The 13,388-nt window shown below is 45.0% G+C and carries 14 protein-coding genes; 10 read left to right on the top strand and 4 right to left on the bottom strand.

Annotated features, from left to right (window positions below; translation table 11 throughout):
* Nucleotides 1-133: 133 nt before the first annotated feature.
* Together EXA13_RS04115 and EXA13_RS04110 are read left to right on the top strand one after the other, a co-directional pair.
* The gene (locus EXA13_RS04115) at nt 134-1,081 is read left to right on the top strand and encodes a M23 family metallopeptidase (protein WP_238132021.1); all 948 of its coding nucleotides are present in this window, start codon (nt 134-136) and stop codon (nt 1,079-1,081) included.
* A gap of 8 nt (nt 1,082-1,089) precedes the next feature.
* Entirely contained in the window at nt 1,090-1,413 is a 324-nt protein-coding gene (locus tag EXA13_RS04110; RefSeq protein WP_238132020.1) for a bactofilin family protein, read from the top strand.
* 12 nt (nt 1,414-1,425) lie between these two features.
* Here EXA13_RS04110 and EXA13_RS04105 read toward each other — a convergent pair whose 3' ends face one another.
* On the bottom strand, nt 1,426-3,105 hold the full coding sequence (locus EXA13_RS04105) for an RluA family pseudouridine synthase (RefSeq protein WP_238132189.1): 1,680 nt from the start codon (nt 3,103-3,105) through the stop codon (nt 1,426-1,428).
* A gap of 118 nt (nt 3,106-3,223) precedes the next feature.
* Nucleotides 3,224-3,808: a LysE family translocator gene (locus EXA13_RS04100; RefSeq protein WP_238132019.1), complete on the bottom strand. Its 585-nt coding sequence runs from the start codon at nt 3,806-3,808 to the stop codon at nt 3,224-3,226.
* Between the two features lie 109 nt (nt 3,809-3,917).
* On the opposite strand from EXA13_RS04100, the gene EXA13_RS04095 reads away from it, so the two are divergent.
* The gene (locus EXA13_RS04095) at nt 3,918-4,361 is read left to right on the top strand and encodes an Lrp/AsnC family transcriptional regulator (RefSeq protein WP_238132018.1); all 444 of its coding nucleotides are present in this window, start codon (nt 3,918-3,920) and stop codon (nt 4,359-4,361) included.
* Nucleotides 4,362-4,407: 46 nt separating this feature from the next.
* Here the strand turns inward: EXA13_RS04095 and EXA13_RS04090 are convergent, their stop codons facing one another.
* Nucleotides 4,408-4,671: a DUF3012 domain-containing protein gene (locus EXA13_RS04090; protein ID WP_238132017.1), complete on the bottom strand. Its 264-nt coding sequence runs from the start codon at nt 4,669-4,671 to the stop codon at nt 4,408-4,410.
* A 407-nt stretch (nt 4,672-5,078) separates the two neighbouring features.
* Between EXA13_RS04090 and rbsD the strand changes: the two genes are divergently transcribed.
* The 6 genes from rbsD to EXA13_RS04060 all read left to right on the top strand — a co-directional run bounded on the left by rbsD (nt 5,079) and on the right by EXA13_RS04060 (nt 11,035).
* A complete protein-coding gene (rbsD, locus tag EXA13_RS04085) occupies nt 5,079-5,498 on the top strand; it encodes a D-ribose pyranase (RefSeq protein ID WP_238132016.1) in 420 nt (139 codons plus the stop codon).
* A gap of 34 nt (nt 5,499-5,532) precedes the next feature.
* A complete protein-coding gene (gene rbsA, locus EXA13_RS04080; protein ID WP_238132015.1) occupies nt 5,533-7,041 on the top strand; it encodes a ribose ABC transporter ATP-binding protein RbsA in 1,509 nt (502 codons plus the stop codon).
* Nucleotides 7,038-8,021 carry a ribose ABC transporter permease gene (rbsC, locus tag EXA13_RS04075; protein ID WP_430794460.1) on the top strand — a complete coding sequence of 328 codons (984 nt, stop codon included), beginning with the start codon at nt 7,038-7,040 and terminating at the stop codon, nt 8,019-8,021. The genes rbsA and rbsC overlap by 4 nt, the downstream gene beginning before the upstream one ends.
* A gap of 61 nt (nt 8,022-8,082) precedes the next feature.
* A complete protein-coding gene (gene rbsB, locus EXA13_RS04070; RefSeq protein ID WP_238132014.1) occupies nt 8,083-8,961 on the top strand; it encodes a ribose ABC transporter substrate-binding protein RbsB in 879 nt (292 codons plus the stop codon).
* A 133-nt stretch (nt 8,962-9,094) separates the two neighbouring features.
* Nucleotides 9,095-10,015, top strand: a complete 921-nt coding sequence (rbsK, locus tag EXA13_RS04065) for a ribokinase (protein ID WP_238132013.1) — start codon at nt 9,095-9,097, stop codon at nt 10,013-10,015.
* A 12-nt stretch (nt 10,016-10,027) separates the two neighbouring features.
* Nucleotides 10,028-11,035: a substrate-binding domain-containing protein gene (locus EXA13_RS04060; protein WP_238132012.1), complete on the top strand. Its 1,008-nt coding sequence runs from the start codon at nt 10,028-10,030 to the stop codon at nt 11,033-11,035.
* A 34-nt stretch (nt 11,036-11,069) separates the two neighbouring features.
* Here EXA13_RS04060 and EXA13_RS04055 read toward each other — a convergent pair whose 3' ends face one another.
* Nucleotides 11,070-11,993 (bottom strand): LysR family transcriptional regulator, encoded by a 924-nt coding sequence (locus EXA13_RS04055; protein WP_238132011.1) that lies wholly within the window; start codon nt 11,991-11,993, stop codon nt 11,070-11,072.
* A 131-nt stretch (nt 11,994-12,124) separates the two neighbouring features.
* Between EXA13_RS04055 and EXA13_RS04050 the strand changes: the two genes are divergently transcribed.
* Nucleotides 12,125-13,387 carry an adenylosuccinate synthase gene (locus EXA13_RS04050; protein WP_238132010.1) on the top strand — a complete coding sequence of 421 codons (1,263 nt, stop codon included), beginning with the start codon at nt 12,125-12,127 and terminating at the stop codon, nt 13,385-13,387.
* Nucleotide 13,388 lies beyond the last annotated feature (1 nt).

Below are 13,388 nucleotides of genomic sequence, written 5' to 3'. Positions count from 1 at the left end.
GAAACAATGCGCTCATTCACACTCTTTGCTATCGGTTTATGGCTTAACTGAGAATCAGTGAAGCAAAACATTTAGTCAAATGAGGTTAGCTGTTAGAATTCCCCCCATTCTTAACCTTAAGACTCGTTGGTATATGAAAGAACAGGTCATCGTTTCTGTTTCCTCTATTCATGGAACACGACATTTTCATATTGGAAAATGGTATCGCCACCTATTAAAAGGGTTTGGATATGTATTACTTGCCGGAATCATGACCACTGGTGGGGTGATTTACTATTTAGCCAGTGAAGTGGATTTTGCAAAACTTAAGCAACAAGAGCTAGAAAGCCAATCATCATCTTTGATTGGTGAGCTCTCTTCACTTCAAAATCTGAAAGATAGCTTAGAAAACGATTTGCAAGAGCGCGAAGAAAGAATGCAGATCGTTTCAGATAGGTTGGGCGATCTTGAGAAAGTGTTAGGTGTTGGAGAAAGCGGCGCTGAGTTGGAGTCTCGGCTGGATACCGCGGCGATTACATCATCAGTCAGAATGGTGATGTTAAGCCAAATTCCTAGTGGTTCTCCTGTTCATGAAGCTCGTATTTCGTCAGGATATGGTAAGCGTACTCACCCGGTAACGGGAGAAGTCAAATATCACCGCGGGCAAGATTTTGCGGTCAATATAGGTACCCCCATTTATGCCCCTGCAGATGGGGTGGTTGAAGTGACACGAGCAAGCAATCAAGGTTCAGGGAATTTTTTACGTTTACAGCATTCGTATGGTTTTTCGAGTTCTTACTCCCATATGCAAAAATTTTCGGTAAAAAGTGGTGACTTTGTACAAAAAGGCGATTTAATCGGTTATTCCGGTAACAGTGGTCTGTCATCTGGCCCTCATTTGCACTATGAAGTTCGATTTGTAGGTCGACCTTTAGATCCTCGACCTTTTGTCGATTGGGGTGTGAATGATTTTGATAGTTTATTTAGCAAGGTAAGAGGTATTCGATGGGAATCTTTAGTAAACAAAGTCGAGCTAAGAGTCAGCGCTCAGCTACAACTCTCATCGCAAAAGGCTGTGCAATTAGCGGACAACTCCGGTTAGAAAGTAATATGCAGGTCGATGGTTCGATCGATGGGCAAATTCATGTCGAAAAAACCTTGGTGATCAGTGAAAGTGGTGTGGTAAGTGGTGAGATTTTTGCTCAGCATGTGATCGTCAATGGTGAATTTGAAGGTACCTGCCATGCGGATAAAATCGAAATTCTCAATAAAGGGCAAGTAACGGGGACGCTTTATAGCGATGATCTCAGTATTGAGCAAGGAGGGCGTTTTAATGGGGTGACTTACCCAGCCTCTGGTGAAAACGTTGCTCAACTTGCACAGATCACTGAGTTAAAAGAAGTGAAAGAAGCCAAGAATATCGCCAAAGGGTAAACCCAAGGCCCACTAAAAGTGGGCGGGGGCTTCAAAAGTCATTCTTTGTTTATGATAAGGGTGAATGAAACTCAATTTTTGAGCGTGTAAGTAAAGTCGAGAGGCTTTTGCTCCATAGAGATCATCACCCACAATCGGTATTGCTAACCCATCGACATGAGCGCAGTGGACGCGTAACTGGTGGGTTCGTCCCGTTAATGGATAGAGGTTCACCCGAGTTTGTCCCTTTTCTATTGCCACTCTTTCCCACCGAGTGTGCGCCGCTTTCCCCTGTTTTTTACAGACCTTCTGCCTTGGCCTATCTTCTATATCGGCACATAAAGGAAGCGTGATTTCGCCTTGTTGCTGCGAAAGCTCCCCCGCTAATAAAGCCACATACTGCTTTTCGACTTGGCGAGTAATAAACTGTTTCTGGAGCGATTTATTGGCTCGTCGAGTTAAAGCAAACACTAAAAGACCAGAGGTGGACATATCTAAACGATGTAGAACAAATGGCCCCTCCACATTGGGAAAGCTTTGCTCTAAGCGTGTCTGTACAGAATCTTTAATATTGACGCCCGGTACAGAAAGAAATTCTGCGGGTTTATTGACCACAACGATGGCTTCATCTTGGTAAATAATATCCATCTCTTTCCCTTCGGCGGGATTATTGAGTAGAGGGTTATCGTCTAGTGGAAGCCCTGCTAGCATATGCGCGAGAATCGGCTGACACTTGCTTTGGCAGGCAGGATAAAATTGTTTGTGTTGGCGAATTTCTGACTTTGGAGAACATCCCCACCAAAACTCAGCCATAGCAATAGGGGTTAAGTGATGCTGGAAAGCATATTGTAGTAGCTTAGGTGCTGCACACTCGCCCGCACCAGCGGGTGGAATTGGATTGCTCGCATCGGCAAAAATATCGTTCAGGTTTTTTTCTTCACCTGATTGATTCAGGAACCGGTAGTGAGCAAAGAGCGTCTGCTGTAATTGCGCTGATCGTTGCTTACGTTGCTGTTTGAGCCCTTCGATTATGCCGTTAAGTTGCGCTAACTGGGTACTGGTTTCGTTAATGCGTCTTTGCCAATCTAGCTTCAGTTGTTTCAGCTGCCGTTTCTCATACACACTTTGTTGAGCCAGTTGTGCCAATAACGCTTGTTGTTCAGGCTCTTGCAAGGTTTCGGCTTCTTTGCGTTGACGTTTCCTCTGGGCTCGATTTTCTGCCATACGTTGCTGCAGCTGAGCAATCGCATACTTGGCTGCTTGATGAGACTCATCGAGCTTATGGACTAATGCTTGCCGTGATGTCGCTTCGGTCAATTCAATAATCTGATGATTAATACTCGATATGTGGCTGGCTTCATTACTAAAAAAGCTGTGTTCAGTAAAACGGTCAAAGACGGGAGGAACAAATCCGGGGAGATGATCTTGCTCAGCCAATTGCCCAGAAAATGCAGATAAGTAACCTAATTTACCTCGAGGATGCCTGACCACGAGTACACCAAACATTTTCCCGTGTGAATTGGGTTCTTGTTCATCAAGCCCAAAAGGGTGTGTCCATCTTGTTTGAGTGGTGAGATGGGTTTGCAGTTCAAGAGCGGCAATGATCGACAATGGGTGTGGTTCATAACAAAAAGGATAAGTAAAACGCAATGGGGGCGTAATGGATGAAATATCGCTTTGAAAGGGGGTAAAACAGTCTGGATAAGTGGGCATAATCGTGGTCAGTTGTGCACAAACATGGGCGATTTTACTGTGCTTAGCCGGAAAAGTCAGTATTTCTCCCTCAAAGTGGCTCGAACAACGAGCAATGAGGAAGAAATTGTAACCGTTGTCAGAGCATGGGTAACACAGAAAGCAGCAATAAACTTCCCATCGCACCGTTAAACCAGCGGACATAACGAGGGTCATTCATCCAGTGGCTGAGTTGCTTCCCAGCGGCGGCCCACACACTGACAGATGGGATGTTGACCAATATAAACACCAGAGCAATCACCATCAGCTGTAGCCAACTTGCCTTGGGGTTAAAAACACTGACAGCCGTGAGTGCCATTGACCAACCTTTCGGGTTTACCCACTGAAAAAGCACCGCGCCAGAAAATGTCATGGGCTGGTAGTCGAGCTTAGTGTGTGAAGGAGAACTGAAAGCAATTTTGAGCGCTAAATAGACTAAGTAAACACTACAGGCTATTTGTAACCCTTGCTGCATCCATGGGTAGCGTTGGAATAAGTCCGTCAAACCAACCCCCACCAGTAACACCATAATGCTAAACCCCAAAGTCACGCCGAGCATATGTGGAATGGTTCTTATAAAACCGACATTCGCTCCGGATGTCATCAGCATAATGTTATTTGGCCCAGGAGAGAAGGTTGAAACAAAAGCAAATGCGATAAGCGGTCCCCACTGTGTGTAATCCATATTCCCTTCTTCTTTTCGTAACAGAATAGGTAAAATACTAATAGCATTGATGCACAATATTGTGTTTATATTTGTTCAATATGAATAAATTAAGCAATAAAACCTAATAATGGATAGATTTGACGAAAGAATATTGCATGAACTACAGGTGGACGGGCGAATTTCTAATGTCGAGCTGGCTGAACGGGTGGGGTTATCTCCTTCCGCGACACTGCGGCGGGTGCAAGATCTTGAGCGTAAGCGGGTGATTAAAGGTTATCGAGCGGTGTTAGATAAAACTCAGCTCAACATTGGTTTTATTGCTTATGTAGCAATTGGTTTAAATAGCCATACAAAGAAAGCCCAGCTCAGCTTTGAAGAGCATGTTCGATTTGCGAAAGAAGTGGTTGAATGTCATAACATTACGGGAATGAATGAATATTTATTGCGTGTTGAAACGAAAGATTTAAGTGCTTATAAACGCTTTCATGCCGATGTATTAGGAGAATGCTTGACGGTAAAATCCATCAGTACGATGGTCGTGATGGATTCTCCGAAAGATGATCGACAATAAATTCAAATGAGCACTGGAGCCATGGTCTTTTCTTGCTTAAGCAGACTTAAAAAATACAGTGCTTAGCGTAAGAGGTGGCTTCATTCGCTGTCCAGTCTCCTTTGGGCTTCGCCTGCATATCGTCACACCAAGCTTGGCTGCCGATTTCTGATTGCAATAAACAATGTTTGGTAAAATCTAACGCACTTTGCGCACTCCATTCACTTTTGGGTTTATCACGCATGTCTTGACACCAAGGAGCGGTTCCCACCTCATTTTCACAGGCGCTTAAAGCCAGAGTGCTTAGTAATATTAATACTCGTTTTTTCATTCATCCAAATCCTGTTGTTGGGGGAAGGGAGATCATAGCCGAAGTAAACCAGCCTGCGCTACTGATGTTATGCCGTTTCATTCCTTTCCTACCTTTTTCATACATTGTTTCGTTTCATCGTCGAAAAAATAGCCCATTTGATAGGCGTGGTTTTTCTCTGGTGAACCAATAATTTTTCAGTCATATTGATAAAAAACTCAGTGATCATTCTCACTGTTTATGGCTCTTTATTTTTGAATTCACTGATCCAACTCACACTCTGATTTTTATCCCAGTGCAAAGCCAAATACTTACGCTAATATTCCATCGAAACGTTTCGATGGCCGTTTTTTCAACAAAGCTCCGAGGTTTCTGCATCGAAAGTGAATGAGAAAACCACAAACGTGAATGAATATAAAGGCAGAACAATGAAAAAAAATACTCTACTGAATGCTGAACTCTCTTACCTTGTGGCGACATTAGGCCATACGGATGAAATCACAATTTGTGATGCGGGATTACCAATTAGTGAACAGGTGGAACGGGTTGATTTAGCGCTGACACATGGCATTCCAAGTTTTATGGATACCGTCAAAGTGGTGTTGAGTGAAATGCAAGTGCAAACCGTGGTGCTGGCGCAGGAGTTTGCCCAAGTGAGCCCTGATTTACATGCGGCACTGCTTGCTGAGCTGAAAGCCGAAGAAGTACGTGGCGGCCATAGTATTACTGTTAGTTATATTTCTCATGACGCGTTTAAAGCTCGAAGTGGTGATAGCCGAGCGATTGTTAGAACGGGGGAATGTACTCCGTATGCCAATGTCATTTTTCAAGCGGGTGTCGTGTTTTAACGTTCGGATAGTAACCCAGATTTAAGGAGGAGTTATGGCTCAACCAATTTTGGCTCTCAGTCATATTGATAAAGCATTTCCCGGTGTGAAAGCGCTTGATCAAGCTTGCCTGAATGTATATCCGGGACGGGTAATGGCGCTTATGGGAGAGAATGGCGCAGGTAAATCGACCTTAATGAAAGTGTTAACGGGGATCTACAGCAAAGATGCAGGACACATAGAATACCAAGGTCAACCTGCAAGCTTTAAAGGGCCACGAGACTCCCAGCAAGCGGGGATTAGCATCATTCACCAAGAGTTGAACCTGATTCCCCAACTGACCATTGCTGAAAATATTTTTCTTGGTCGGGAAAAAACCGGAGCCTTTGGCCATATTTTATGGAAAGAAATGTATGCCGAAGCGGATCAACTGCTGGCGCGTTTAAATGTGAAGCACAGTGCGAGGACCTTATTGGGGGAACTGAGCTTAGGTGAACAACAGATGGTTGAAATTGCCAAAGCGCTGTCGTTTGAATCCAAAGTCATCATCATGGATGAGCCAACTGATGCACTAACCGATACCGAAACGGCCTCATTGTTTAAAGTGATTAATGAATTGCGTGATCAAGGTTGTGGCATTGTTTATATCTCACATCGATTGAAAGAGATTTTTGAGATTTGCGATGACATTACCGTTCTGCGTGATGGCAAATTTATTGGTCAATGTCGAGTGGATGACACCAATGAAGATGGCCTTATCGAAATGATGGTTGGGCGTAAATTGGAAGAGCAATACCCCCGTATTGAGGTTCAACCAGAAAATACCGTGTGTTTAGAAGTGATTGGCTTGACTGGATCGGGGGTTCATGATGTGAGCTTTACCCTTAAACGGGGCGAAATATTAGGCATTTCAGGCTTGATGGGGGCTGGGCGTAGTGAGCTGATGAAAGTGATCTATGGTGCACTGCCTTCCGAGCGAGGTCTCATTAACCTCGATGGCCGCACGGTAAACCCAGTTAGCCCACAAGATGGGTTAGCGAATGGGATTGCATATATCTCTGAAGATCGCAAAGGTGATGGGTTAGTACTGGGCTTATCGGTCAAAGAAAACATGTCGCTGTGTGCTTTAAATAAATTAACCAAAGGCATTCAGATCCAACATAGTGAAGAAGCGATAGCCGTGGAAGATTTTATTCAGCTCTTTAACATCAAAACCCCTTCTCGTAATCAAACTATCGGCAACTTGTCTGGTGGAAACCAACAGAAAGTCGCCATTGCTAAAGGCTTGATGACAAAACCCAAGGTGTTGATTTTAGACGAGCCGACTAGGGGGGTAGATGTGGGCGCGAAAAAAGAAATCTATCAATTGATCAACAAATTCAAAGCACAGGGTATGAGCATTATCTTGGTGTCTTCAGAAATGCCGGAAGTGCTGGGAATGAGTGATCGTATTTTAGTGATGCATGAAGGCCGCATTAGCGGTGAGTTCGATGCAAAACAAGCGAACCAAGAAAATTTATTAGCCTGTGCCGTTGGCAAAACCCTGAATGAGGAAGCAGCATGAGTACCAAAACCATGAGTAACCCAACCCCAGACGGCGGACAAAAACTGTTTAGCAAAGCGTGGTTAATTGAACAAAAATCCCTGATTGCCTTGTTATTTCTAGTGGTGGTGGTGTCGTTTTTAAACCCGAACTTTTTTACGGTTGATAACATTTTAAACATTCTGCGCCAAACCTCAGTCAATGCCATTATTGCGGTTGGGATGACCTTAGTTATTTTAACCGCTGGCATTGATTTAAGCGTTGGCTCCGTTTTAGCTTTGTGCGGCGCGTTTGCTGCCAGCTTAATTGCCTTCGAAGTTCCAGTATTCGTCGCAGTACCCACCGCTTTATTGGCAGGAGCAGTATTGGGTGGTATTAGTGGCATCATCATCGCTAAAGGCAAAGTACAAGCCTTTATTGCCACCTTAGTGACCATGACTTTGCTACGAGGTGTCACCATGGTCTACACCGATGGCCGCCCGATTTCAACCGGTTTTACTGATACCGCCGATGCCTTTGCTTGGTTTGGTACTGGCTATGCATTAGGGATTCCCGTTCCAGTCTGGATGATGGTGATTGTATTTGCTGCGGCATGGTATTTATTGAATCACACTCGTTTTGGACGCTATGTTTATGCCATGGGTGGCAATGAGTCGGCCGCTCGTTTATCCGGCATCAACGTGGATCGTGTCAAAATAGGCGTCTATGCCATTTGTGGTTTGCTATCCGCTTTAGCTGGCATCATTGTGACTTCTCGTCTTTCTTCCGCACAGCCAACCGCAGGTATGGGCTATGAGTTAGATGCCATTGCGGCAGTTGTGCTTGGCGGAACCAGTTTAATGGGCGGTAAAGGACGAATTATGGGAACCTTGATTGGGGCACTAATCATCGGTTTCCTCAATAACGCATTGAATTTACTCGATGTGACCTCTTACTACCAGATGATAGCAAAAGCAGTGGTTATTTTGCTTGCGGTACTGGTGGACAACAAAAATAAGTAAATCGTGAACCCGCCACACGGACATCGCTGCTGTGTGGCCCCCTACAAAAAGGACGATAAACATGAAAAAACTGGCAACTTTAATTTCCGCTGCGCTGCTGTCTGCTTCTGTTTCGGTATCAGCTTATGCAAGCGATAACATTGCGATTGTGGTTTCAACGCTCAATAACCCATTTTTTGTCGCCATGAAAGATGGAGCAGAAGCGAAAGCCAAAGAGTTGGGCTATAACTTGATTGTTTTGGATTCACAAAATGACCCAAGCAAAGAACTTTCTAACGTTGAAGACTTAACCGTACGTGGTGTGAAAGCCATTTTGATCAACCCGACCGATTCTGATGCCGTATCCAATGCAATTCGCATGGCGAACCGCGCTAAAGTGCCGGTACTAACCTTAGACCGAGGCGCAAGCCGGGGTGACGTTGTTAGTCATATCGCTTCCGATAACGTAGTGGGCGGCGAAATGGCGGGTCACTTTATTGTCGAAAAAGTCGGTGAGAAAGCCAAAGTCATTCAATTGGAAGGCATTGCCGGGACTTCTGCGGCACGTGAACGTGGCGAAGGGTTTATGAATGCGGTAAAAGGCAGTGGTATGCAACTGTTAGCCAGCCAACCCGCAGATTTTGACCGAACCAAAGGGTTGAACGTGATGGAAAACCTGCTTGCCGCCAACCCAGAAGTTCAAGCGGTCTTTGCACAAAATGATGAAATGGCATTAGGTGCACTGCGTGCGGTACAAGCTTCCGGAAAAAATGTTTTGATTGTTGGTTTCGATGGTACGGATGATGGAATTGCTGCAGTTAACCGTGGTCAATTGGCGGCAACTGTGGCTCAACAGCCCGATCTCATTGGTGCGCTAGGTGTGGAAACCGCTGATCGTGTGCTAAAAGGGGAAAGTGTAGATGCCTATATTCCCGTCCCTCTGAAAATTATTGGTGAATAAAAACAGACTCACCCTGCCGCCGTGTGTGGCGGGGTGAATCTCTCCTATCAAAATAGAGTGCTATAACGCTTGTAAAAAGCGCTTAATTAGGCGTTAAAGCACTCTATTTCTAATCAAACTGAGGATAATCCTTATGAACAAATTGGTAGTATTAGGCAGTGTCAATGCTGACCATGTTCTTCAAGTGCCTTCTTTTCCTCGTCCTGGCGAGACGCTCCATGGCCGTAATTATCAAGTGATTCCCGGTGGTAAAGGTGCTAATCAAGCGGTTGCCGCAGCTCGGCTTGGGGCTGATATTGGGTTTATCGCTTGTGTTGGAGATGATGCTTTTGGCATTAATATTCGAGAAAGCTTTAAGCTAGATGGAATCGATATCTCGGGCATAAAAATGCAGCCCAATTGCCCAACCGGGATAGCGATGATCCAAGTGTCTGATCGTGGTGAGAACAGTATTTGTTTATCTGCGGAAGCCAATGCTAAGTTGAGCGCTCAAGCGATTGAAAATGATTTACCGCGTATTCGTAGTGCAAAGTATTTGTTGATGCAGTTAGAAACGCCAATCGAAGGGATTGTCAAAGCGGCGCAGGAGGCAAAACAGGCGAAAACCAATGTGGTGCTCAATCCCGCCCCCGCTCAAGCATTACCCGATGAATTGTTGCAGTGTATTGATGTCATCACCCCCAATGAAACAGAGGCTGAAGTCTTAACTGGTATCAGTGTGGTGAATGAAGTGACGGCTCAACAAGCCGCGGATGTCCTACACCAAAAAGGCATTGAAATAGTCATGATTACTTTAGGTGCTAAAGGGGTTTGGCTGAGTGAGAATGGCCGAGGAAAATGCATTGCTGGTTTTCGTGTCTCAGCGGTCGATACTACGGCGGCGGGAGATACTTTCAATGGTGCGTTTGTCACTGGTTTATTGGAAGAAATGCCTTTAGAATCAGCGATTAAGTTTGCTCATGCTGCTGCTGCTATTTCGGTAACACGATTTGGCGCACAAACCTCAATTCCCACTCGATATGAAGTGGACGAATTTTTAGCTCAGCACCAATAAGGAGAAGATCGCATGGCGACCATGAAAGACATAGCACGCGTTGCAGGGGTATCTACATCAACCGTGAGTCATGTGATCAATAAAACACGTTTTGTTAGTGATGAGATTGCCGAACGGGTGAACAAAGTCGCTCAAGAGCTGAATTATTCCCCTTCTGCTTTGGCTCGAAGTCTAAAAATGAACCGTACCCATACCATCGGTATGTTGGTGACGACATCCACCAACCCCTTTTTTGGTGAAGTGGTAAAAGGGGTGGAACGCAGTTGTTATCAACAAGGGTATAACCTCATTCTTTGTAATACGGAAGGCGACAATGAACGCATGAAATCATCCATCAATGCTTTGTTACAAAAGCGGGTTGATGGGTTGATTTTAATGTGTTCGACCTTAGAAGGGGAACGTATTGATGTGTTCGAGCGTTATCCTGATATCCCTGTCGTGGTGATGGACTGGGGGCCAATGCTGTTTGCCAGTGATAAAATTCAAGACAATTCATTGCGTGGCGGATACATGGCAACCCAATACCTTATTGAATGTGGGCACAAAACCATCGGTTGTATTACTGGCCCGCTGATTCGCCATCAAGCACAAATGCGTTATGAAGGCTATAAACGAGCGGTACTCAACGCTGGGTTAGAGATTAATCCTGATTGGATTGTTGAGTCTAATTTTGAATGTGAAGGTGGATTAGAGGCATTGGCGCAAATGCAAAAAAGAGGCCCACTCCCCAGTGCTCTTTTTGTCTGCAACGATATGATGGCAATGGGGGTGATACATGCAGCGAATGAGGCTGGTGTCGCTATTCCAGAACAGTTATCAGTAATGGGTTACGATGATATCCATATTGCCCAATTTATGCTTCCAGCTCTCACAACCATTCACCAACCTAAGTATCGCCTAGGCCAAGCGGCAGTCGAAACCTTGCTCAGTAAACTTGAAAATCAGAACCGAGAACCGCAAGTGGTTCAGCTGGAACCGACTCTGGTGGTTCGTGACAGTGTGAAGGTTATTGAGTGCTGATACTTACAGAACGTATTTTTATCAATTTTTATAGCTATAACAACGACTGAGATTTTTGTATCTCTTCATCGACCCAAATTAATAATTGCTTAATGGCTCGGGATAACAGCTGATTTTGTCGCACGATATAGCCCAAGCTGGTGGTGGAAAAATCGGGGAGAGGTGTGATTGTGGTCTTTAGTTGGCGTTTGGGATTGACAGAGAACGTTGGAATAATCGCCACGCCAAATCCAGCTTCTGCCCAATCAATTTGTGCATCCACACTGCCTACTTCCATGATTCGATAGTTAGGCAAATGCAGTTGTGGAAGTGCGACATCAATCAGATCACGAGTTCGGGTATCATGACCTAATAGAATCAAGGTTGGCTCATCGGCGGCCAGTGCTTCATCTTTGGTATCTTTACTCGACACAAAAGAGTGGCTAGCCATGGCTTGCCATTTTTGTAAGCCATTTCCCAATGCACACCATTCGACTTTTCGCAGTTCAGTAAAGTGTATGGGAGACTCTTCTTTTTGTGCAATCACAAATCCTAAATCTGCTTTGGCACTTTTGACCAGCTCTGCTGCTTGAGAAGAGGTGGTATTAAATAAAGAGAGATCAATACCTGGGTAACTTTTACGAAATTGCTGAAAAGGGCCAATTAACAGTAATCGAGAAATGATATCACTGGCCGCAATAGTAAGTGTTCCTTGATGCAGATCGTTAATGGCGTTGAGGTCAGCTTGGCAGACTTGTAACTCCAGCAGCGTTTTTTTTGCGCTTGTGAGTAAGCGCTCACCGGCTTGAGTGAGTCGAAATGGGCTACGTTCAATGAGTTTTACTCGGGTTGCCTGCTCCAACTGTTTAAGGTGCAGGCTGACATTGGGTTGGGTCATATGCAGCGCTGCAGCCGTTTTACCAAAGTGTTGGTATTTGGCAAGGGTCACGAAAGTATTTAACCAGTTGAAATCAAGCATGACGGCTCCGTTCACTTTACACAGTCAGTGTGGTGATATGGATTTCTTATTAGCATTATAATAATAATTAACTTTTCTTATTTCAATGTTAAGCATAGGATGGAGTTTGTTGCTTTTAAGGAGAGTAAATTATGGCGTCTATTGTTGTGGTTGGTGCGAACTGGGGTGATGAAGGTAAAGGTCGGATTGTCGATTATTTAGCGGATCAAGCCTCAGCCAGTGTTCGCTTTCAAGGCGGAAATAACGCCGGTCACACCGTAGTGAATGAATTTGGCACGTTTAAATTGCACCAACTACCGAGCGGCGTATTTAACCCAAATTGCTTAGCGGTACTGGGTCCTGGTATGGTGATTAGCCCAGAACTCTTATCTCAAGAAATGGCAGAAGTTGAGCAGTCTGGTGTGCCATTGCGTTTGGCTATTTCTGATCGTGCAACACTGTGTTTGCCTCTACATGCATTAGAAGATTCATTGGAAGAAGCTCGATTAGCCGATCGCGCTTATGGCTCAACTCGCCAAGGTATTGCACCGGCTTACGGTGACCGAGTGATGAAGAAAGGTATTTTAGTCGGTTGGCTAAAACAACCGGACGTTTTACAAGAGCGTATTCAATTTTGGTTAGACTGGAAATTACCCCAGCTTAAAGCCCTCTATCCCAGTTTTGAATTTAGCCAAAGTGCCGCAGAGATGACCCAGTGGCTACTGGAAGTAGCAAAACCTTGGTTAGATGCCGTTTGCAACGTCACCGTTCCTCTTAAAGCGATTCAAGCACAAGATGGGCATTTACTGTTTGAAGCACAATTAGGGGCAGGACGCGATTTAGTCTATGGAGAATATCCTTGGACCACCTCTTCTAATGTGACTTCCGCTTATGCGGGGCTTGGCGGTGGTTTACCTGCATTGCGTCCTGAACGTGTGGTTGCGGTCGCCAAAGCATTCAGCTCATCTGTGGGTACCGGCACCTTGATCACCGCAATGGAAGAGCAAGACGCCTTTCGTGAAAAGGCCAATGAATTTGGCGCAACAACCGGTCGCCCGCGTGATATGGGTTATTTCGATGCCGTGGCTACTCGTAACGGCGTGGAGTTGCAAGCAGCGACCGAAGTGGCATTGACCAAAATTGACTGTTTAACTGGGTTAGCCGATCTGAAAATTTGTGTCGGTTATAAAGGTGATCACAGTGAAAACCCAATTTGGCCACAAACCGCAGAGTTAGCGCCCATTTATGAGCAGATGGAAAGTTGGCAAGAAGACATTACCGGTTGCCGTACATTTGAGAGTTTACCTATGGCTGCGCAAAAATACGTACAACGCATTGAAGAACTGCTTGGCGTTCCTGTCTCCATGATTTCCGTTGGTCCTGAGCGTGAACAGATGATTCTGCGTGGTGAATAAT

This window comes from Vibrio cincinnatiensis, assembly GCF_022113815.1.
GTDB lineage: Bacteria > Pseudomonadota > Gammaproteobacteria > Enterobacterales > Vibrionaceae > Vibrio > Vibrio cincinnatiensis_A.
Note: the sequence above shows the minus strand (reverse complement) of the source record. Positions and strands in the feature narration are given on the sequence as shown.

Coding starts and splice junctions, on each gene's coding strand:
- rbsD (WP_238132016.1), top strand. CDS start 5,079: ATGAAAAAAAATACTCTACTGAATGCTGAACTCTCTTACCTTGTGGCG.
- EXA13_RS04100 (WP_238132019.1), bottom strand. CDS start 3,808: ATGGATTACACACAGTGGGGACCGCTTATCGCATTTGCTTTTGTTTCA.
- EXA13_RS04110 (WP_238132020.1), top strand. CDS start 1,090: ATGCAGGTCGATGGTTCGATCGATGGGCAAATTCATGTCGAAAAAACC.
- EXA13_RS04105 (WP_238132189.1), bottom strand. CDS start 3,105: ATGCCCACTTATCCAGACTGTTTTACCCCCTTTCAAAGCGATATTTCA.
- rbsK (WP_238132013.1), top strand. CDS start 9,095: ATGAACAAATTGGTAGTATTAGGCAGTGTCAATGCTGACCATGTTCTT.
- rbsA (WP_238132015.1), top strand. CDS start 5,533: ATGGCTCAACCAATTTTGGCTCTCAGTCATATTGATAAAGCATTTCCC.
- rbsC (WP_430794460.1), top strand. CDS start 7,038: ATGAGTACCAAAACCATGAGTAACCCAACCCCAGACGGCGGACAAAAA.
- EXA13_RS04055 (WP_238132011.1), bottom strand. CDS start 11,993: ATGCTTGATTTCAACTGGTTAAATACTTTCGTGACCCTTGCCAAATAC.
- EXA13_RS04115 (WP_238132021.1), top strand. CDS start 134: ATGAAAGAACAGGTCATCGTTTCTGTTTCCTCTATTCATGGAACACGA.
- EXA13_RS04090 (WP_238132017.1), bottom strand. CDS start 4,671: ATGAAAAAACGAGTATTAATATTACTAAGCACTCTGGCTTTAAGCGCC.
- EXA13_RS04095 (WP_238132018.1), top strand. CDS start 3,918: ATGGATAGATTTGACGAAAGAATATTGCATGAACTACAGGTGGACGGG.
- EXA13_RS04060 (WP_238132012.1), top strand. CDS start 10,028: ATGGCGACCATGAAAGACATAGCACGCGTTGCAGGGGTATCTACATCA.
- EXA13_RS04050 (WP_238132010.1), top strand. CDS start 12,125: ATGGCGTCTATTGTTGTGGTTGGTGCGAACTGGGGTGATGAAGGTAAA.
- rbsB (WP_238132014.1), top strand. CDS start 8,083: ATGAAAAAACTGGCAACTTTAATTTCCGCTGCGCTGCTGTCTGCTTCT.